General features: G+C 70.3%; 16 protein-coding genes. 5 read left to right on the forward strand and 11 right to left on the reverse strand.

Annotation, left to right across the window (positions count from 1 at the left end):
• The first annotated feature begins 50 nt into the window (after window positions 1–50).
• Window positions 51–944 (forward strand): hypothetical protein, encoded by an 894-nt coding sequence (locus D7Y13_RS00520; protein ID WP_120531196.1) that lies wholly within the window; start codon window positions 51–53, stop codon window positions 942–944.
• A 28-nt stretch (window positions 945–972) separates the two neighbouring features.
• Here the strand turns inward: D7Y13_RS00520 and D7Y13_RS00525 are convergent, their stop codons facing one another.
• The 4 genes from D7Y13_RS00525 to D7Y13_RS00540 form a co-directional block, all read right to left on the reverse strand.
• A complete protein-coding gene (locus D7Y13_RS00525) occupies window positions 973–1,719 on the reverse strand; it encodes a type 1 glutamine amidotransferase domain-containing protein (protein ID WP_120531195.1) in 747 nt (248 codons plus the stop codon).
• 108 nt (window positions 1,720–1,827) lie between these two features.
• A complete protein-coding gene (locus tag D7Y13_RS00530) occupies window positions 1,828–5,049 on the reverse strand; it encodes an Ig-like domain-containing protein (RefSeq protein ID WP_147444149.1) in 3,222 nt (1,073 codons plus the stop codon).
• A 168-nt stretch (window positions 5,050–5,217) separates the two neighbouring features.
• Complete coding sequence (locus tag D7Y13_RS00535; protein WP_233595258.1) at window positions 5,218–6,006, reverse strand: LytR/AlgR family response regulator transcription factor; 789 nt, start codon at window positions 6,004–6,006, stop codon at window positions 5,218–5,220.
• A 25-nt stretch (window positions 6,007–6,031) separates the two neighbouring features.
• On the reverse strand, window positions 6,032–7,156 hold the full coding sequence (locus D7Y13_RS00540) for a sensor histidine kinase (protein WP_120582093.1): 1,125 nt from the start codon (window positions 7,154–7,156) through the stop codon (window positions 6,032–6,034).
• A 104-nt stretch (window positions 7,157–7,260) separates the two neighbouring features.
• On the opposite strand from D7Y13_RS00540, the gene D7Y13_RS00545 reads away from it, so the two are divergent.
• The gene (locus tag D7Y13_RS00545; RefSeq protein ID WP_120582092.1) at window positions 7,261–8,523 is read left to right on the forward strand and encodes a hypothetical protein; all 1,263 of its coding nucleotides are present in this window, start codon (window positions 7,261–7,263) and stop codon (window positions 8,521–8,523) included.
• Between the two features lie 42 nt (window positions 8,524–8,565).
• On the opposite strand, the gene D7Y13_RS00550 is transcribed toward D7Y13_RS00545, so the two are convergent.
• The 5 genes from D7Y13_RS00550 to D7Y13_RS00570 all read right to left on the reverse strand — a co-directional run bounded on the left by D7Y13_RS00550 (window position 8,566) and on the right by D7Y13_RS00570 (window position 16,163).
• The gene (locus D7Y13_RS00550; protein ID WP_120582091.1) at window positions 8,566–10,431 is read right to left on the reverse strand and encodes an SBBP repeat-containing protein; all 1,866 of its coding nucleotides are present in this window, start codon (window positions 10,429–10,431) and stop codon (window positions 8,566–8,568) included.
• Window positions 10,432–10,566: 135 nt separating this feature from the next.
• Window positions 10,567–11,292 (reverse strand): hypothetical protein, encoded by a 726-nt coding sequence (locus tag D7Y13_RS00555; protein ID WP_120531189.1) that lies wholly within the window; start codon window positions 11,290–11,292, stop codon window positions 10,567–10,569.
• Between the two features lie 72 nt (window positions 11,293–11,364).
• On the reverse strand, window positions 11,365–12,072 hold the full coding sequence (locus D7Y13_RS00560; protein WP_120582090.1) for a response regulator transcription factor: 708 nt from the start codon (window positions 12,070–12,072) through the stop codon (window positions 11,365–11,367).
• Window positions 12,069–13,919: a sensor histidine kinase gene (locus D7Y13_RS00565; protein WP_120582089.1), complete on the reverse strand. Its 1,851-nt coding sequence runs from the start codon at window positions 13,917–13,919 to the stop codon at window positions 12,069–12,071. Before D7Y13_RS00565 ends, D7Y13_RS00560 begins: the two co-directional genes overlap by 4 nt.
• A 12-nt stretch (window positions 13,920–13,931) precedes the next feature.
• Window positions 13,932–16,163 carry a YfbK domain-containing protein gene (locus tag D7Y13_RS00570; protein WP_120531186.1) on the reverse strand — a complete coding sequence of 744 codons (2,232 nt, stop codon included), beginning with the start codon at window positions 16,161–16,163 and terminating at the stop codon, window positions 13,932–13,934.
• Between the two features lie 209 nt (window positions 16,164–16,372).
• Between D7Y13_RS00570 and D7Y13_RS00575 the strand changes: the two genes are divergently transcribed.
• The 3 genes from D7Y13_RS00575 to D7Y13_RS00585 all read left to right on the forward strand — a co-directional run bounded on the left by D7Y13_RS00575 (window position 16,373) and on the right by D7Y13_RS00585 (window position 19,296).
• Window positions 16,373–17,992, forward strand: coding sequence for an NADP-dependent glyceraldehyde-3-phosphate dehydrogenase (locus D7Y13_RS00575; RefSeq protein WP_120531185.1), 1,620 nt, complete (start codon window positions 16,373–16,375; stop codon window positions 17,990–17,992).
• A gap of 106 nt (window positions 17,993–18,098) precedes the next feature.
• A complete protein-coding gene (locus D7Y13_RS00580) occupies window positions 18,099–18,596 on the forward strand; it encodes a 6-pyruvoyl trahydropterin synthase family protein (RefSeq protein WP_120582088.1) in 498 nt (165 codons plus the stop codon).
• Window positions 18,589–19,296 (forward strand): SDR family oxidoreductase, encoded by a 708-nt coding sequence (locus tag D7Y13_RS00585; protein WP_120531183.1) that lies wholly within the window; start codon window positions 18,589–18,591, stop codon window positions 19,294–19,296. Before D7Y13_RS00580 ends, D7Y13_RS00585 begins: the two co-directional genes overlap by 8 nt.
• 4 nt (window positions 19,297–19,300) lie before the next feature.
• Here the strand turns inward: D7Y13_RS00585 and queD are convergent, their stop codons facing one another.
• Together queD and D7Y13_RS00595 are read right to left on the reverse strand one after the other, a co-directional pair.
• Complete coding sequence (gene queD, locus D7Y13_RS00590; RefSeq protein WP_120531182.1) at window positions 19,301–19,684, reverse strand: 6-carboxytetrahydropterin synthase QueD; 384 nt, start codon at window positions 19,682–19,684, stop codon at window positions 19,301–19,303.
• Window positions 19,685–19,770: 86 nt separating this feature from the next.
• The gene (locus D7Y13_RS00595) at window positions 19,771–20,301 is read right to left on the reverse strand and encodes a hypothetical protein (protein WP_120582087.1); all 531 of its coding nucleotides are present in this window, start codon (window positions 20,299–20,301) and stop codon (window positions 19,771–19,773) included.
• Window positions 20,302–20,440 lie beyond the last annotated feature (139 nt).

A 20,440-nucleotide genomic window follows, 5' to 3' on the forward strand; every position in this document is an offset into this window, starting at 1 on the left:
TGGCGTTGGATAGGATTGGGTCCCCCTCCTTCTCCCCCCGGAGATTCCAAATGCCTCGCAAGATTGGTGGCGGCTCCAGCTCCTTCAAGGCGCCGTCGTTGTCTCCGCCCGCGTCGCCTTCCCTCTCCAAGCCGAAGAACACCGTCGCCACCAGCGCGCCCTCGACGAGCACGAAGACGAGCCAGAAGCGCCCGCTGGACGCGGTGGACGGTTCAGCCTCCGCTTCCGGCTCCAACAAGAAGACGAAGGTGGATGCGGAGCCCAAGGACAACACGACCGAGGCCCGGCTGAAGCGGGCGGAGGTGCGCGCGAAGCGCCGCCAGGAGTCCACCGGCGCGGTGGACGCGTCGGGCGGTCGCAGTGGCTTCATCGGCACCGCGCAGGGCTTCCAGAAGATGGACCCCAAGACGGACGGCAAGCAGCGGGTGGAGACGCCCTTCGGCCCGGTGAACGCGAGCAAGTTCCCCACGACGGACCCGGCCTTCAAGATCACCAGCCAGAAGAAGGACTACGGCAAGCAGTCGGTGGGTGACCGCTACTCGCACCTGGTGCCGGCGCTGAAGGCAAGCGGCGCCAGCGACAAGGACATCGCCACGGACCTGCTCAACGCGCTGGATGGTGGCAAGCCGTCGGTGCTCACCGACAACAAGTCGAAGAACGCCGCCGCCAAGCTCACGGCCATCATGAACGTGTCCGAGCCCATGCGCGTCGGAGGCTCCGACAAGGCGGGGCGCGCGGCGCTGCGCATGGTGCAGGAGGGGAAGATCTCCCTGGAGGATGCCTTCACCGGCAACAACCCCTCGTTCCCCATGGCCGTCAAGCCGGACTACATGCGCCGCGCGGTGAACTACGAGGACAAGAACTACCGCAAGCCCATCGAGACGCCGACGCAGTTCAGCAAGATCGGCGAGTACATGTCCGACAGCAGCGACGACGAGTCCTGAGCCGTCCTGCTCGCGCAAGGACGCGGGCCTACAGGCGCGTGAGGAAGCGCTGGGCGAAGAGGTATGCGTCGCCCGGCCAGCGCGCGGACACGTACCGGCCATCCTCCACCACGAAGGCGGAGGTGTGGTCCGTCGCGGTGCCGCGCTTCGTGCCCGCGCGGGGGCCTCGCTCGAAGTGGCGGGCCTCCGCGAGCGAGGCGACCACCTCCTCCTCCACGTAGGCGGGGTAGGTGCGGTAGTAGCGCCCCAGCTTCCACGCCGTCAGCAGGTACGCGGAGCGCTCCATGTACTTGGGCAGGCAGGTGGTGCGCGTGCCGTGCAGCACGCTGCGGCCCGTGGCGGGGTCCTTCGCCCGCGCGAGCACCAGCACCCCGTGGCAGATGGCCGCGACGGGCCGCTGGAGCGCCCAGAACGCCGCCACCTTCGCCTGGAGCGCCTCGCTGCCCAGGTACTGCCGCATGCCCGGCGCGTGGCCTCCGGGCAAGAGCAGCGCGTCGAAGTCCTCCGGCACCACCGCGTCCCACGTCAGGGGCTTCTGGAAGCCCTCCGTCAGGGTGAGGTCGCCGTAGAAGCGGCGGGGCTCCGGATCCGCGCCCAGCTTCCCGAAGAGCACGCCCGTGAGCAGCAGCGGATCCGCGGCGGGCATGTGGCCCTTCTCCGTGGCGAACACCACGTGGTGGCCTGCGTCGGTGAGCATGCGCCAGGGCACCGCGACCTCCGTGACGTCGAAATCGCGGTCGGGCAGTGGGACGAGGACGCGGCGGGAGGAGGCCATGCCGCCAGTCAAGCCCGCCCCTCCGCCCCCTGACAAGCTGTCGCTTCGTCTCAAGGTGCCTCCCGCCCCATGCACCGGGCGGGAGGCCCTGCGTGAAGTCACGGTCCGTCAGTGGATCCGGCCGGCGGGCAGGTTGGAGCGGGGCGGGAAGCCCGGCACGGCGGGCCTGCGCGCGCCCTCCTTCCGCCACGGGGCGAGGAGCGCCTCTCCAACCCCACCCGTGGAGGACTTCAACGTGGGCGGCTCGCCGCACACCAGGGCGGACAGGTCGTCCCTGCGCCGCTCCAGGTCATGGAACACGCGCCCGGGACCCGCGCCCGTCGGATCCGGCGTGGGGGACGGGTTGTCGAGGAAGGGGGAGAGGAAGGCCTGCTGTCCCGCCGCGCGCGGTCCCACGTGGAGGAAGACGGTTCGGGTCTCTCCCGCGTGGCAGCCATTGCAGGTGTTCACGGAGAACTGGTGGCGTGCTTCCGGATTCACGCCGGACGCATTGAAGAAGAAGAAGAAGGGCGTGATGGCGGAGCCGGCCTGGAAGACCTGGCCCTGGAACGTGGCCGGCACTTCGTGCGTCCCCGCGAGGATGGCGACCTGGTTCTGGTTGATGTAGCTGGCCAGGAAGGGGGTGTTGTCGAGGAAGAACTCGGGCGTGAGCGCCACCGGGGCGGGGGCGAGGCCCATGGCCCCGAAGTGGAACTCGCGCAGCTCCCATTCGAAGTCGAGCGCGTTCTCGTTGGTGCGCACCTGGCTGATGGCGCTGCCCATGAACCGCCCGGGGGCTACGAATGCCTTGGTGAAGCGGTCCGTGAGGGCCTGGAGCTTGGGCCGGTAGTCCGGGTGCGCGATGCCCAGCCGGGTCAGCTCGTGCCAGTCACGCGCCCAGCGCTGGAGCTCCTCCGGGCTTCCTCCCGGGAGCGCGTATTCGAGGATGACGGTGAACGGCGTGGGATTGCCGGAGGGGTCCAACACCCCGAACACGAAGCGGCCCTCGCCCGCGGTCACGCCTTCCTGGCGCAGGTCGAGGCGGTTGACGATGGCGAGCAGTCGGAACGGCGCGGTGTTGAAGTCGAGCGGCTGGCCAGGCCCGCCGCTGCGCGCTTCCCAGGCATTCGTCACGAGGTCGCGGATGCCAGGGCGGGGCGGGATGACCGAGGCCCCGAGGAACTGGGGCTGTTCCCAGGTCCGCAACCAGGCGCGCACCAGCGGGGACGGATCCATGCCGCCGCTCATCTCGCGCATCAGCGTGCCGAACGTCCAGGCGCCAGCGCCGGTGGTCCGCACCGGGTCTTCCACCACGGACAGGTCGGTGATGAGCAGCTCCTGGGAGGGATTGACCGAACACGTCGCCGGGTCGCATGCGGTGGCGGATTCGCAGCCGTTGGCCGCGCTCCCATCACAGTCGAACGTGCCCACCCCGCAGCCCAGGCCGCAGGTGCCCGCGCCGCAGACCGCGTTGGCGGAAGCGGCCCCGCCGCACGTCGTGCCGCAGGTGCCGCAGTTCGCCTCGTCGGACAGCAGGTCGGCTTCACAGCCATTCGCCGGGTTGCCGTCACAGTCGCCCGTGCCCACCGCGCAGCCTGGCTGGAAGGACACGCAGCCGGAGCGGTTCCCCGCCGCGTCGCGCGCGGAGACGAAGAGCTGCGCATTCAATTGGGTGGGCAGCAACAGCATCATCACGACGTCGGTGGCTCCCGCCCTGGCTTCCGGATTCATGGGCGCGGGCACGGTGCAGGCGGCGTCCGTGAACAGGACCACCGAGGCCCCCGGTTCGGTCTGCGTGCGCACCGCCGCGACGAACGGTGGCAGGGAGAAGGGAATGACGCCGGACAGGAACGTGGGCGGCGCCGGAGCGACGTTGTCGTGCACGTAGGTGGCGGTCGCGGAGCAGGCGGAGAGGTTGCCCGCCGCGTCCACCGCTCGCGTGGAGAAGGACACGGAGGCATTGGCGGTGGCCGTGAGGGCCACCGTGAAGGCCCCCGTCGTCGCGTTCGCGCTGACGGTGGTCAGCGGTGTTCCCGCGCAGCCCGCGCCCGTGAAGACTCGCACCGAGGCGGCGGCCTCGGTCGTCCCGGTCAGCGACGGCTGGAGCTGGAAGGAGGGTGACGCCGGGGTAAAGCCCGTCAGCGCCGGTGCCCCGGGCGCGACGCTGTCATGCCGGTACACGGAGGCGGTGGAGCACAGGGACGTATTGCCCACGGCGTCCGTGGCGGTGGCGCTGAAGGAGCTGCTCGTGTTGGCCGTGACGGAGACCAGCCTGGAGAAGGCGCCCGTCGTGGCCGCGGCCGTCAGCGTGGCGAGCGGTGTGCCTTGGCAGGAGGCGCCCGCGAAGAGGCGCACGGTGGCGTTCGGCTCGCCCGTACCGGACAGCAGGGGCTGGAGGTTGGTGGACGGGGAGACAGGCGTGAACCCGGTGAGCGTCGGCGGCGAGGGCGCGATGCTGTCGTGCTGGTAGCTGATGCTCGACGAACACGCGGACGCGTTGTTCGCGGCGTCCGTCGCGGTGGCGGAGAGGGTGCTCGTGGTGTTGGCGGTCAGCGACAGCGTGGAGGAGAAGCCGCCATTCGACGCGGCCGTCACGGTGGCCAGCGGCGTGCCCTGGCAGGACGCGCCCAGGAAGAGCTTCACGGTGGCGCCCGCCTCCGTCGTGCCGGCGAGCACGGGGTTCGTGGTGGTTTTGGACGGCGACACGGGGGTGAAGCCCGTCAGCACCGGGACCGTGGGCGGCACGGTGTCCGTCTGGCATCGGAACAGCTCCAGTCCGCCCAGGGAGATGACCTCGATGCCGGCGCGGCTGTCGTTGTCCTCCGTGACGTTCAGTCTGTATTTGGCGTAGGCGCCGGGGGAGGTGACCGCGTACTCGCGCCGCTCGAAACCGCTCCAGTTGATTTCATTGGGGCGGGTATCGACCACGACCCACGCGCTGCCGTTCCAGCCCTGGAGGGTGAAGGTCCGGGGGGCGCGGGTGGTGATGCCGCCGTTGGCGTACTGGAGGGCGTAGTGGGTGACCGTCTTCGGGCCGTCCGCCCATTCATAGGCAATCCAGGCGGGGGCAACGCCCGCACTGGAGATCCACATCGAGTTGATGTTGCGGTCGAAGGTCTGCCACGCCTCGTAGGTGGTGCCGTACGCGCCGGAGCGGGTCACGGTGCCGCTGGGGAGCGTCGCGCCGGTCATCTGGGGGACGAGGCTGCTTCCACAGTCGAGTCCCTGCTGGCTGGCGCGCATCGCGAGCGGTGGGGGTGGGGCGGCTTCTTCTCCCTGACATCCCGGCGCCGTGGCCAGGGCCAGGGCGCCGGCCAGGAAGAGGCTTCTTCTGGAGGTGGGAACGCTCATGCGGTGCTCCTTGCTTCCATCGCTTCAGGTGACGGCCCGGGCGCTCTCGCGCGGGCTGCGCGAGCGTTGGGCCGTGCCGTGTTTGTACGGGCGCCCGTGAGCGCGCCGTGGAGCGATGTGTCGGAACCGCCGGAGCGGGGGATGAAACGTCCGCCGGGTGGGACGAACTCAGAACGACTGCCGCAGCAGGTCCTCCACCGCGGCCTTGCGGCCAGGGCTCAATCGCAGCCGCGTCCCGTCGCGGAGCACCACCACCCAGCCCTTGTCCACGTCCGGCTCCAGCTCCCGGATGCGGTCCACGTTGACGAGCACGGAGCGGTGCACGCGCACGAAGCGGCGTGGATCCAACCACTGCTCCACCTGGCTCAGGGTTTCACGGAGCATGGGCTTGCGCGTCCCCGCGTGCAGCACCACGTAGTTGCCCTCCGCCTCGCACCAGTCCAGCTCCTCGACGGGGATGAGCAGCACCTTGCCGCCTGTCTTCACCGCGATGCGCTCCACCGGGGCGCTGCCGCCGCCCGTGGGACGGACGGGTTCGGGGGGCGGGGCCCGGTGCTGTTCGAGCAGGGACGACAGGTGCTTGAGCAGCTCCCGGTCCCGGCCCTGGGCCCGCTGCCGGCGTGCGCGCTCCAGGGCGTCCCGGAAGCGCTGGTCGCTGAAGGGCTTGAGCAGGTAGTCCAGCGCGTTCGCCTCGAAGGCGCGCACCGCGTACCGGTCGAACGCCGTCACGAAGATGACCGGGGGCATGCGCTCCACGCCCACCTCGCGCAGGACGTCGAAGCCGTCCAGCTCCGGCATCTGCACGTCCAGGAAGACCAGGTCCGGCGCTTCGCGCAGGAGGTGGTCCACGGCCTCGCGGCCTCCCTGGCATTCGCGCACGTCGGTGACCTCCGGCGTCTGGGCCAGCAGGTGCCTCAGGCTGTCCCGCGCCAGGGGTTCGTCGTCCACGACCAGCACGCGCCAGCCTTCTCGTCGGTGCGCCTCAACCACGCGTCCCTCGGGTCATGTCTGTCTTCTCCTCCACGAAGGGCAGCTCCACCTTCGCGAGCACTCCGCCCCCGGGCAGGTCCTCCAGCGTCAGGCCGTAGCGCTCGCCATAGAGCTGCCGGATGCGGGCGCGGGTGTTGGCCACGCCGATGCCCGTTCCTCCGGCGCCTCCCGCGCGCAGGCCCGGACCGTCGTCCCGCACCTCCAGAAGCAGCCGGTTGCCCTGCCGCGCGGTGCTCACCTGGAGCTGCCCCCGGGCGGCCTTTCGCGCGATGCCGTGCTTGATGGCGTTCTCCACCAGCGGCTGGAGGATGAGCGCGGGCACCCGGGCCTTCAGCGTGTCCTGGCCGGGCGTCAGGTGGACCTCCAGGTGTCCGCCGAACCGGAGCTGCTCAATGCCCAGGAAGCGGCGCACCAACTCCAGCTCATCCTCCAGCAGGACTTCGTGGTCGCCCCGCCCTTCCAGGCTCGCGCGCAGCAGGTGCCCCAGCTCCGCCAGGGCCTCCACCGCCTCCGGGTTGCGTTGCTGGCGGACCAGCCCCGCCACCGCGTTGAGCGTGTTGAAGAGGAAGTGCGGATCCAACTGGGCCCGCAGCGCCTGGAGCCGGGCCTCCGCGAGCTGGACCGCGAGGCGCGACTCCGCCAGCTCCCGTTCGCGCAGGTGCCGCGTCGCGCGCAGGGCCGACCAGGCGGCCAGGAAGAGCAGGTACTCGAAGTAGCCCAGCGCGCCGCGCTCGAGCAGCAGGCGCCACAGGCCTTCGGTGAAGGACACCCCGTGCGCGCTCCATTGCTGGAGCGCCGACAGGACGGGCGCGAGCAGCAGCACGTGCACCTGGACGAAGCCCGCGCCCGCCACGAGCAGCAGGCCCAGGTGACGCAGCAGCCGGGGCCGTTCGGGGGGAATGCGTTGGAAGACGGCCAGCACCAGCGGCCCGAGCAGGGCCCACGCGCTGTAGGGCACGAGCGCGAGGGCGAGCTTGAGGAGGAAGTCGCGGGGCTCTTCCGCGTAGGCGCGCAGGGCATGGGGCACCGCGCCCAGGAGGCCCGCGGCCATGCCCAGCATCCAGACCCGCCGCATCGCGGACAGCCCGGCTGACTCCAGCGCTCCCCCCTGCTTCATGGCGTTCCCGGTCCCCTGGCGGAGCAGCCTAGCGGGAGGAACCGGGTTTCGTGAGGGGGGCTGACGGAAAGGGGCTTCCGCTTCGGCTAACGTCCCGCCGCGCCGTGACCCAGAGCGCCCCAGGGCCCGACCCTGATGATGATCCGCCCGCGCGTCCACCCGAGCTTCGGGACGGCACGCTGTACGTGCAGGGCGCGGAGGACGATGACGGCGAGTCCTCCAACGGCAAGCGGGAGGTGCGCGGTGGCCGTGCGTCCACGGTGCTCACCGCGCTGCTGGTGGCCGTGGGGCTCGCGCTGCCCGGGGTCGCGATCTTCCTGCGGCGTCCGCCCGCGCAGGGGCTTCCGGTCCCAGAGGCGTCCTCGGGTGTGACGGCCCTCCCGGGCGCTCCTTCCATGAGCGGAGAGACGCGCCCGGCGCAGGGCTCCTCCACGGAGGTGACGGCGAAACCCGGGACCGTGAGCCTGGAGCAGGTGCCTTCGCGTGCCTCCTCCACGGAGTCGGCCTCCTCGCGCGGCTCATTGAAAGGCTCGAAGCCCACTTCGGGCGGTGCGTCCGCGCCTCCGTCCCCTTTGGTGGGCGCACTGGCCCGGGGGGAGCCGCGGCCCCCGTCTTCCTCCGCGCATTCGAGCGAGCGACTGCGTGCGGACCTGGAAGACACGACCCTTCCTCCGGAGGCGCGGTCGCTGGCGGCGCTGGCGTTGCTCGATGCCCACTTGAACCGGGAGCGCTGGCGTTCACTGGCCATGGACGCCGAGCGCATCTCCCAATTGGACCTGCCCCGCTACCAGCTGCGCCTCCCGGCCGAGCAGGCCGCGTGGCTGCGGATCCACGCCGCCCGGAACCTGGAGCAATGGGACACGGTCCTGCGCATCGGCCCCACCTTCCGTCAGGCGTATCCGGACAGCCCCCTGGTGCCCGCGGTCGACGCCATCGTGCGGAGCACCCTCGTCCATCGCTCCAACGCGGAGGACAACCAGCGGGTGCTGCGGGCGGACCTCCGCGCCGAAGAGGACCGGGCCGCGCGGGACATCGCCCGACTCGAGGGATTGGGGCGACCTGCCACCGAGCCCCGCCGGAGGCTGGACTTCCAGCGCTGCCGCCTGCCCGCGGACAAGGGCTTCCACGCGGAGGCCCTCGTGCCCTGCCGTGCCTTCCTCGCGACCTGGCCCGTGGCGACCACCCCGGCGGAGCTTGGTGAGTATCGGGATGTCCGGGGCCTGGAGATCAAGGCCCTGGTCGGCCTGCGCCGCTACGCCGAGGCCCGCGAGCGCCTCGCCGCGTTCCTCGCCTCCGACCCGGAGGGCGAACCGCGAACCCGGGCCCGCGCCGTCATCCAGTCCATCCCCGTCGAAGCGGAGGAGTGACCGCGCGGCGCCCCGTGCGCCGCGCGGTCCCGGGCCTTCACCTCACGGCGCCGCGAGCTTCGTCACGAACGCGTCGTAGGTCCCCACCAGCGTGTTGCCGCCGAAGTTCCCCTCCGTATAGCCACCCAGGTAGAGGCTGCCGTTGAACTCCCGGTTCACGCCGTTGCTGTAGACGGGGGCCGGCCCTCCGGCTGGCGACACCGCCGGGTTCTGCTGGACCACCCACAGCCGGTTGCCCGCCGTGTCGAACTTCGCGACGTAGTTGTGCCCCTTCAAGACCGTGGTGTTGGTGAGGTTGCCCACGTCTCCCTGCGCGCCGCCGCTCACGTAGATGCCCGTCTCGTCGATGAAGATGCCAGAGGCCCAGATGCCGTTCGCGGCGCTGAACTCCCGGGTCCACAGCCGGTTGCCGGAAGGGTCGTACTTGGCCAGATAGGCATCCGAGCCCGGGGTGGGGTTCGGGTTCCCATCCAGACCGCCGCCGCTCTGGCCCGTCAGATAGACATTGCCCGCCGCATCCGTCGTCGAGCCATACAGCCACACGTTGTTGCCCGAGGACCCGAGCTGTCGGGTCCACTGCTTCACGCCGGCGCTGTCGTACTTGATGACGAAGGCGTCCTGCACGCCCTGCCGCGTGTTCCCGTCCAGCCCCCCGTAGGTCCAACCGGAGACATAGACATTGCCGGCCGCGTCGGTGGCCGCCCGCCGTCCCACCGTGTTCTGGCCGGCCGCGCCCATCTGGCGGGTCCACTGCCTGGTGCCCGCGGCGTCGTACTTGGTCACGAAGACATCCTTGTCGCCGGTGCGGGTGTTGCCATCCAGGCCGCCCGTCGCCGTGCCCACGAGGAAGGCATTGTCCGCGGTGTCGACCGCGACGTCATAGCCCTCCGTGGAGGTGCCGGCCACGCCCTGCTGGCGGGTCCACTGTCGGACGCCGGTGTAGCGGTACTTCGTCACGAACGCATCCCGGGAGCCGACCCTGGGCGTGCCGTGCATGGACCCGTCCGTGAAGCCGCCGACGTAGATCTCCTCCCAGGTCCGGTTCGTCGCGATGCCGTAGCCCAGCGCGATGCTGTCCGGCGCGCCAAGCTGGACCGACCAGATGCGGTCACCGTTCCAGTCGCGCGCGTGAAGGAAGGCATCCATCCCGCCAATCATGGGGTTGCCATCCAGGCCTCCCGTGGTGAAGCCCGTGATGTACGAGCGTCCCGCCGGGTCGCCCACCAGGTCATGCACACGCACGGGAGTCCCCACCGCTCCGGAGGTCCGCGTCCAGAGGGCCGTGACGGGGTTCGTGATGCCGTCGTTGACGCAGGTGATCAACTCCAGCCGGTTGAGGGAGATGACGACCACGCCCGCACGGGTGTCGTTGTCGTCCGTCACGTGCAGGCGGTACTGGCTGTAGGACGCGGGCGCGGAGAGCGTGAACTCCCGCCGCTCGAACCCGCCCCAGCCCGTCTGGTTCGTGCGCGTGTCGAGCACCACCCAGGCGGAGCCGTTCCAGCCCTGGAACGTCCAGTCCTTGGGCGCGCGCGTGGTGAGGCTGGGGCCGTTGGCGAAGGCGAGGGCATAGCGGTGGACGGCGGCGGTGCCCGCGGGCACCTGGTAGGCAAGCCACGCGGGCGTCTGGTTCACCGCGGAGATCCACAGCGAGGCACTGTTCGCGTCGAACGCCTGCCAGGCCTCGTAAGCGGCGCTGTAGACCCCCGAGCGCGTCACGCTGCCCGCCGGGGTCGTGGGGCCCGTCATCGCTGTCACCGCGGAGGAACAGGTGAGGCCCTGGGCGGTGGACTGGAACTCCTCCTCCGGCCCGGTGTCAGGCGTGTCCGCGCCCTGGCAGCCGGGCAGGGACGTGAGGACGAGCGCGCTCGCCAGGAAGGTGCTGCGGACAGCGGTAAAGGCTTTCACGGTGACTCCTCGGGAGTCGTGCGAAGGGCGCACGAGGCCCCCGAGGAGTACCGGCACGCCCCGGAGTGACGGGGCGTTATGTGACGAAACCGCCGGCGCGCGGGACGAAGGCGCCGGACGGAGGGATGGCTGGGATTACCGGGTCGCTTCGGTCATGCACGTGGCGAACGCGTCGGCCGGCGCGCAGAAGCCCCCGATGTTCTTCGTGAGCTCCTTCATCAGCGCGGCCTTCTTCGCCTTGAAGGTCTTGGTCTCGCAGGAGGAGACGGCCCACTGGTTCTTCTTGTTGCACATGGAGTCGGCGGCCCAGGCGTTCTTCTTCACGACGCACTCGTCGACGAACTGCTTCAGGCCCGGGGACTTCGCGACGGCCGGCGTGACGTGGGTGTCGAAACACGCCTGCACCTTCTTCGCGACCTCCGCGTCGACGCTGCCCTTGCCCACCTTCTTGCAGAGGTTCGTCTGCTGCTCCTGCACCTTCTGCTGCGCGGTCATGAGCTGGCCGATGGAGCACTGTCCCGCGGCCGCTCCCTGGGGCTGGGACATCGCCTTCCAGCCCGTCATGTGGACGACGGCACAGTCCTGGATGACCAGCGAGCGCACGCTGGCGGTGGCGCCCGAGGCCTCCAGGGCCTTCCACGCAGGACCGCAGACGGCGTCGTTCTTCTTGCCGGCGCCCTGCAGCCAGTTCTCCGTGTACATGACGACACAGTCGTTGCTGACCAGCGCCTCCGCGTTGTCGAGCTGGCCCGCCTTGGCCACCGCGTCGAACGCCGTGGCGCAGTCCTGCTTCTGGGCCTGACCCTGGAGCGGGAGGAGGGTGAACAGCGCGACAACGAGTGCTCCCGTGGATTTCAGCATGTCTTCGTGCCTTCCGTGTGTTCGTGCGGTCCATCCGCCGGCCCGGGCAGGCTAGGCACGCTACCCCAGGGCTCAGGGGCTCTTCTCCACCTCCATCCGATAGCCGACACCGCGCACGGTCTGGATGGAGAAGCGCGACGCGGGGGTCCACTGGAGCTTTCGCTTCAGGCTGGAGACGAAGTTGTCCACCGTGTGCGGATCCACGACGACATCCGCGCCCCAGACGGCATCCAGGATTTCGTCCCTGCGCAGGGCGCGCTCGCGCTCACGCACGAGGAAGGCCAGCAGGTCGAACTCCTTGCGCGTCAGCTCCACCTCCGCGCCCTCCGGCGTCACCACCCGGCGCCGGTCCAGGTCCACGCTGTAGCCCGCGAAGCGCAGCAGCTTCGTCGTCGCGATGCCCGCGCCCGCGCGCTTCACCTGGGCCCCCACGCGCGCCAGCAATTCCCGCAGCCGGTAGGGCTTGCCCAGGTAGTCCTGGGCGCCCACCTCGAAGCCGCGCACCACGTCCTCCTCCAGCGTGCGCGCGGTGAGCATCAGCACCGGCACGGTGGAGCCCTCCTCGCGCAGCGCGCGGCACAGCGCATAGCCGTCGCCGTCCGGCAGCATCACGTCCAGGAGGATGAGCTGGAAGTCGCGGCGGGCCAGGTGCTCGCGCGCCTCCCGCACCGTGGCGGCCTCCTCCACCGCGTAGCCTCCCTGGTGCTCCAGGTTGTCCCGCAGCGCGAGCCGCAGGTTCGGGTCATCCTCCACGACGAGCAGGGTGGGGGCGGCGTTCATGCGGTGCTCCGGGTCCGTGCTCCGGATGGAGTTTCAGGAAGGGTCAATTCGAAGGTGGTGCCTTCGTCGCTGGAGGCCGCCACGCGCAGCGTGCCCCCATGCAGCCGGGCGATGCGGCGGCACAGCGCGAGCCCCAGCCCGCTGCCGGGCACCTCGCGGCCGCTCCTGCCGGCCAGCCGGTGGAACTCGCCGAAGACGCGCTCCCACTCCGCCTCCGGGATGCCGGTGCCGTTGTCCGTGAAGTGCACCCGTCCTCCGGGCAGCGTCGCCACGTGCAGACGCACGGGGCTGCGGGTGTTGTACGCGCAGGCATTGCGCGCCAGGTTCGCCAGCAGCAGCCGCAAGAGCTGCGCGTCCGCGTTCAGCTCGCGCGCGTCCACGTCCGCCGTCAGCTCCACCGGCACCGGAGTTCCTGACGCCAGGTCCCGGCGCAGCCCGGACACCAGCTCATCCAGCCGCACCGGCGCGAGCCGGGGCACCCAGCGCCCCTTGTCGATGCGGTTGAAGGACAGGAGGTTCTCCACCAGGAAGCCCAGCCCGTCCGCCTCGTGGATGATGCGCGCGGGGTAGTCCTTCGCGTCCGCGCCTTCCGCCAGACGCCACTCCAGCGTCTCCGCGAGCAGGCGGATGGAAGCCAGCGGCGTGCGCAGCTCGTGCGACACCGTGGCCACGAAGTCGCTCTTCAGCTCCAGGAAGCGGTACTTGCGGTGCTGCGCCACGAAGGCCAGCGCCGCGATGGTGAGCGCCAGCGCCGCGCACAGCACCAGCATCAGCGACTTGAGCCGGTAGCGGTTCTCCAGCGCCACCTCGCCCTTGGCCCACGCGGAGGACTCTACCGCCACCGGCAGCGACGCGAGCACCAGCACCGGCGCGTCCCCGGGCAGGGACACGCGTCCGTCCGCTTCCAGCAGGCCCCGCTCGCGCATCTCGCGGGTGAGTCCCTCCATCAGGCCAGGCAGGTCCAGCGCCAGGCCCAGGGCGCCGTGTCGCTGGCGGGGCTCCAGGTACCAGCCCGTCCGCGTCAGCAGCGGCTCCGGAACGGACGCGGGCAGCTCCAGCGGCGTGGCGGCCAGCTCCCGGGCCCGCGCCTCGAAATCCGCCACCGGGACGCCCACGCGCAGGGAGAGCGCCGCCACCCGCCCGCGCAGGAAGTCGAAGTCCTCCGGCGTGAAGCGCGAGCGCTTGAGGAGCAGCAACCGCTGCAGTCCCTCCAGCCGTCCTTCGCCCTGCCCATCCCGCAGCCCGTCGCGCACCAGCGCCCGCATCAGGTCGGGCACCAGGTCACCCCTCGCCGCCACGTCCTCCAGCACCATCAGCAGCGACGGCAGGTCGCGCGTGGACGCGAGCACGAAGCGGGCCCGGTGTCGCGAGAGCGCCATCACCGCCTCCAGGGTGCCCTTCGGGTCCTTCGCCGCCAGGGCCCGCTCCACCGCCTGCATCTGCTCCAGCCGTTCCCGCCACGGGCCTTCGTCCTCGTCCGCGACCTCCTGGCGCGCTCGCAGCCGCGCGTAGCGGTCCTTCGCGGGCGAGTCCCCGGCGGTGTCGAAGAGGGCCAACCGGGGCAGCAGTTGTTCCTCCTGTTCGCGCAGGTACAGCCCCTGCGCGGCCACCAGCGGATCCTCCTTCGCGGCCTCCAGCGTGGGGCGCGCCGACTCCAGCCCTTCGCGCAGCGCCTGTCCCAGGGAGACGCGGGCGTACTGCTCCAGGACCTCGCGCCGGGCCTGGAGCGAGGCCCGCGCATCCTCGCGCTCAGCGGCGAAGATGCGCTGGAGGTAGCCCAGGCCGACCCCGAGCCCGGCGAGGCCGAGCACGAGGGCGACGAAGGTGGGCAGCAGCCGGCTGAACATTCGGGCGGGGCCTTACTTGAAGGTGGGGACGCGGTCGGCGTCCATGGTGCGCACCGGCGCGAAGGACTCGAAGCGGTCCTTGCGGCGGTCCAGCTTCCGCGCCTCGCGGATGAGCGTCCCCAGCTCCGCCACGTCCTCCTGGTCCTTCAGGGGCGTGCCCAGCTCCTCCCACAGCGATACGAGCGCGTCGTAGGTGAGCGGACGCGCCCAGTAGGAGCCGCGCAGCTTCTCCGCGAAGGCGGCCGCGACGTAGGACAGGCGCGTGGGCGAGGCGGCCTGCTCGAAGGCGGGGCGCATGAGGGAAGAGGTCATGTCCTTCTCGATGAGGCGCGAATCGCCGCCCTCGGGCTGCTTGTAGCGGATGCGCAGCGTGCCGAAGGTGGGCCGGGACGCTTCGCGCAGCTTCACCTCGTAGAGGGCGGTGACGGCGTGGCCCGCGCCCACCTCGCCCGCGTCCACGCTGTCGTCGGAGAACTGCTGCCGGGTGAGCAGGCGGTTCTCGTAGCCGATGAGGCGGTAGCGGGACACCGTCTTGCGGTCGAACTCCACCTGGAGCTTCACGTCCTTGGCCACCACCTGGAGCGTGCCGCTCAGGTTCTGCACGAAGATGCGGCGGGCCTCGTCCAGCGCGTCCACGTAGGCGTAGTTGCCCTCGCCCACCTGCGCCATCCGCTCCATCAGCGCGTCGTTGTAGTTGCCCATCCCGAAGCCCACCGCGGACAGGGTGATGCCCGCCGCCGCGCGCTCCTTCACCCGCGCCCACAGGCCATCCGCGTCGGTGATGCCGCTGTTGGCCACGCCGTCCGAGCACAGGATGATGCGGTTGATGCCGCCCTCCTGGAGGTGGTTCGCGGCCAGGGCGTAGCCCAGTTCGAGGCCCGCCTGCGCGTTGGTGGAGCCCTCCGTGGTGAGCCCGTCGATGGCGGCGCGCAGCAGGGACTTCTGTCTGGCGTTGGTGGGCCCGAGCACGAGCCGCGCCTCGCTGCCGTAGACGACGATGGACACCCGGTCCCGCTCATCCAGCGCGTTCACCAGCAGGTTCAGCGCCCGCTTCACCAGCCCCAGCCGGTTGTCCATGTTCATGGACCCGGACACATCGATGACGAACACCAGATGGCTGGGTTTGCGCTGCGCGTGGCTGACTTCGCGCGCCTTCACGCCGATGCGCACCACGTGGTAGCCCTTGCGCGCGGGGGACGGGAAGCCCTCCACGTTCACGCTGAAGGGGGCGTCCGGCGCGGCCGGGTAGCCGTAGTCGAAGCTGTTGACGAACTCCTCCACGCGCACCGCCTGTTCATCCGGCAGCGAGCCGCGCTGGAGGTAGGCCCGCGTCAGCGTGTACGAGGCCGTGTCCGTGTCCACGGAGAAGGTGGAGAAGCGCTCCTCCTCGGTGTCCACCGTGGGGTTCACCCCGTGGCCCTTGAAGTACATGTCGAAGAAGCGCTTCCCTGGCGGGGCCACGGTGCGCTCCGGTGGGGCGACGATCACGATGTCGTGGGTGTCATTCAACGGTCCCCGGGGGACCTCGGGGGCGCGGTACACCGTCTGTGGCGTGCCGTCCGGGACGACGATGTGCATGTACGGCAGGGCCCAGGCCGGAGCGCGCTGCCGGTCGTTCCTGCTGGATTCGCTCACGTAGTCATTCGTGCTCAGGCCATCAATCACGTAGCCCCCCTCGGGGACGCCGGACATGGCTGAGTCATGGAGGGAGACACCGTACGAATCGGACGCGGAGCCGGGCGCGACTTCTGCCAGGGACTCGAAGCTGCGCGCTCCCCCTTTGCCCACCGGGCGGGCCATCGCGATGCGCTTGATGAACTCCGCGTCCACGACGGCGTTGGAATTCGCGGAGTTCATGTCGACGAGGGGCGCCGCGCTGGTGCTGAAGGAAGGGTCGGGTTCCAGCTCCATGTCGACCCGTACGGTGCGCTGCTCCTGGAGGTGGAGGCCCGTCCGCGCGGACGGCTTGTAGACCTCCCTTTCCGCACGCAACGCGTAGACGCCCGCCGGAAGCGCCTCGATGCGGAAGTTCCCCTGGCCATCGGAGACCGCCACCCGCTCGAACCGGAGGCTCGGAGAGGTCGCGGTGATGACCACCTCGAAGACGGGCTTCTTCGTCTTGCCGTCGAGGACCGTTCCAAGGATGACGCCCGTGCTCACGTCGCCCGCGTCAGGTTGGGCCAGCACTGGCGCCGCGAACAGCAGCAGGAGCGCGAACAGGGGACTGCGAAGGAGGGACGTCATCGTGGGCCACCTCGGTGCCTCAGGGTGGAGCCATCATCCCGATGCACCCCGCATCGAACCGCACGGGAGGCTCGTCTCCTCATCATGGTTTCATCATGACGGGAACGCGGGCCCGGGCGCGAGCGTCCGGCGCCCACACCCACATCATCCGGCCCCGTCCGCGCGGGAAGTCGTGCCGGTGGCGGGGCGCTTGGTTAAAAAGGGCGCCCATGACGACGGCACTCGACGACCTGTTCCCCACCGACGCGCAGATTCCTCCTGGTGTCCGGCTCCCCGCCTATCTGGAGCAGCGCGAGTACCTCGTGGGAGGCGAGCTGCGCACCTGGGCGGGCGAACTCAACCCCGTGCAGAGCCCCGTGTTCCTCCGGACGCCGGAAGGGCTCCAGCAGAAGGTGATTGGCGCGACGCCGCTGCTCACCTCGCGCGAGTCCCTGGACGCGCTCGCGGCGGCGGTGAAGGCGTACGACCTGGGCCGGGGCGTGTGGCCCACCCTGAAGGTGGCCCAGCGCATCGAGCACGTGGAGCGCTTCCTCGTCGCGATGCGCGCCCAGCGCACGGCGGTCGTGAATCTGCTGATGTGGGAGATTGGCAAGACGCAGCCGGACTCGGAGAAGGAGTTCGACCGCACCGTCGACCTGATCGTCGAAACCATCCGCGCGCTGAAGGAGCTGGACCACACCTCGTCCCGCTTCGTGCAGGAGCAGGGCATCATGGCGCAGATCCGCCGGGGCCCGGTGGGCGTGGCGCTGTGCATGGGCCCGTACAACTACCCGCTCAACGAGACCTTCAGCACGCTCTTCCCCGCGCTGCTGATGGGCAACACGGTGGTGTTCAAGCCGGCGAAGTTCGGCGTGCTGCTGGTGCGCCCGCTGCTGGAGGCCTTCCGCGACTGCTTCCCGCCCGGCGTCATCAACATCATCTACGGCCGGGGCCGGGAGACGGTGGGCGCGCTGATGGAGAGCGGGCAGGTGGACCTGTTCGCCTTCATCGGCACCAACAAGGGCGCCAGCGAGCTGAAGCGGATGCACCCCCGGCCGCACCGGCTCAAGGCGGTGCTGGGCCTGGACGCGAAGAACCCGGCCATCATCCTGCAGGACGCGGACCTGGATAACGCCGTGAAGGAGTGCATCACCGGCACGCTGTCCTTCAACGGCCAGCGGTGCACGGCGCTCAAGCTGCTGGTGGTGCACCGGAGCATCGTGGACGCGTTCCTCGCGAAGTTCACGGCCGCGGTGGACAAGCTCAAGCCCGGCATGCCCTGGGACCCGGGCGTCGCCGTCACGCCGCTGCCTGAGCCGGGCAAGGCGGCCTACCTCCAGGGGCTGGTGGACGACGCCGTGTCCAAGGGGGCCCGGGTGGTGAACACGACGGGCGGCCAGTCGTCGCGGTCGTTCTACGCCCCCACGGTGGTGTACCCGGTGACGCAGGGGATGCGGCTCGCGAGCGAGGAGCAGTTCGGTCCGGTGGTCCCGGTGATGGTGTTCGACGACGACGCGGAGGCGGTCCGGCTGGTGGTGCAGTCGCAGTTCGGCCAGCAGCTCAGCCTGTTCGGCAAGGACTCGGCGCGCATCGGCCGGTTCATCGACGCGTTCTCCAACCAGGTGGGACGCATCAACCTCAACTGCCAGTGCCAGCGCGGGCCGGACACCTTCCCGTTCAACGGCCGCAAGGACTCCGCGGAAGGCACCCTGTCGGTCGCGGACGCGCTCCGGGTGTTCTCCATCCGGACGCTGGTGGCGACGAAGACGACGCCCGACAACACCACCCTGGTCCAGTCCATCCTCACCCGGCGGGAGTCGGACTTCCTCACCACCGACTTCCTCTTCTAGTCGTCTTCGGGTTGCCTGGGAAACGGAGGGCAGGGGAGCAGGTGGCGGACGGGGCCAGGGTGGTTCCGCTCCCTCCGCCCTTGGTGCTAAGCCCTGCGCCATCCCCATGGCGCGCACAACGACCATCGAGCTGCACAAGGAAGAGATGAAGTTCTCCGCGGGGCACTTCACCATCTTCTCCGCCACGCACCGCGAGAACCTGCATGGGCACAACTTCACCGTCTACGTCGCGTTGACGGGCGAGGTGTCCGAGGAAGGCCTGCTCGCGGACTACGGCCCGCTGAAGCAGGCCGTCATCACGCGGTGCAAGGCCTGGAATGAGACCTTCTTCCTGCCCGGCCGCTCACGGCACCTGCGCCTGGAGCAGGACGCGCAGGGCAACTACAAGGCGCACTTCAACGGCGAGGAGCTGCACTTCCTCGCGCGCGACGTGACGGTGCTGCCCGCGCCCAACGTGACGCTGGAGGAGCTGGCGCGCGTCTTCGGCGAGGAGCTGGTGGGCGACGGCGCCGCGATGGCGCGCGACCGCATCACGCACCTGTTGGTGAAGTGCGCTTCGGGCCCCGGTCAGTGGGCCACCTGGGAGTGGGGACAGCATGGCTGACTGGGCCCTCATCACCGGCGCCAGCCGGGGCATCGGACGGGCGACCGCGGAGCGCTTCCAGCGGGAAGGCTGGCGCGTGATGAACGTGTCGCGCAACCCGTGCACCGTGCCGGACGTCGTGAACGTGGAAGTGGACCTCGCCGTCCCGGGCTGGGAGGCGACGTTCGTCCCGGCGCTGCGGGAAGGTCCCGGCAGGGGCGGCGGCCGCGTGTGCCTGGTGCACAACGCCGCCCGCTACGTGCATGACGAGGCGCTGGCGATGGACGCGGAGCACTTCCGCCAGGTGCTGGAGGTCAACGTCGTCGCACCCCTGGTGCTCAACCGCCTGGTGCGCCCGCTGCTCACGGACGGCTCGTCCATCCTCTACGTGGGCTCCACGCTGGCGGAGAAGGCCGTGAAGGGCATCGCGTCCTACGTGACGACCAAGCACGCGATGGTGGGGATGATGCGCGCCACCTGCCAGGAGCTGGTCGGCACGCAGATCCACACCGCCTGCGTCTGCCCCGGGTTCACCGACACGGAGATCCTTCGGGAACACCTGGGCGGAGACGCGGCCGCCCGCGCGAGCGTGGCGGCACGGACGACCTTCGGGCGGATCATCACGCCCGAGGAGGTCGCGGACTTCCTCTACACCTGCGCCAGGACACCCATCCTGAATGGCGCGGTCCTCCACGCCAACCTGGGACAGGTGGAGACCTGAAGCGTCAGGCCGGCGCCGGGAACACGGTGCAGGAGGACATGCAGGTCTCCGCCACCTTGAGGCGGGAGACGCGCACGCCGGGGATGTCCAGGCGCTCGTAGAGCCACGCGGCCAGCAGCTCGCTCGTGGGGTTCTCCAGGCCGGGCACGTCGTTGAGCAGCCGGTGGTCCAGCTGGGCGTGGAGCGGCTCCCAGGCGGCGTTCAGCTCCGCGAAGTCGACAATCCAGCCGAGCTGCGGGTGCAGCGGGCCCTGGAGGGTGATTTCGATGCGGTAGCTGTGGCCGTGCACGCGGGAGCACTTGTGCCCCTGGGGCACGTGCGGCAGGTGGTGCGCGGCCTCGAAGGTGTATTCCTTCGAGATTTCGGTGATGAGGGGGGTCTTCTTCACGGTACGGCCTCCATGCGGCGGCCTTGTACCTTCGATATCCCCCCCCGTCCATGGGCCCCGGCGGGAGGGCCCGGACGCCTGGCGGCCTACTGGCGCGTCCCGATGAACAGGCGGCGCTCCTGGCACTTCTTCGCTGCATCGTCGCTCTCGAAGCGGAGCTCGCCCGAGTAGGTCAACGGCTGGCTGTCGGTCCGGGCCTCCGCTGAAAAGCGGCCCGAGACCTCGACAATGATCGGGGTGTCATCCGGCGCGAACGTTCCAATCGACAAATCGAGGCGCGTGTTGCTCGACTCGTAGATGCCGCCAGACAGCCCATGGCCCAGCAGTCGCCCCGTGACGTAACCGCTGTTGCCCTGGCGCTCCAGGACCAACTCCGTGGGCAGCGTCAGGCCCAGGTCCGTGCAGCCTTGCGACAGCGGGGGAGCCTCCTCGAAGACCAGGGCGTAGGTGCCCTGGACGTTACAGCCGTCCTCGCAGTCCGGGACGCCACCGCTCCCACAGCCCGGGTTGCCCAGGCCGCTTCCCATGGTCATCCCCCCGACCGCGAGGAGCAGCGGGATGCGCAGGTGCTTGAAGAGGCTCGGGGAACGGGGACCGCGGGAGGACGTGTCGTGCATGGGGTATCCGGATGAGGGACCGGACGGGTTCCGGCCGACGCGGAGATTACCGGGAGTCAGATGCTTGTGCCGTCACCGCCCTCGGTGCGCGGCCCCCGGTGAGGTGATGCCCCGGCAATGCCTGCCGGGCCATGGCAAG

Source organism: Corallococcus praedator (assembly GCF_003612125.1).
In the GTDB taxonomy this organism is placed as follows: domain Bacteria; phylum Myxococcota; class Myxococcia; order Myxococcales; family Myxococcaceae; genus Corallococcus; species Corallococcus praedator.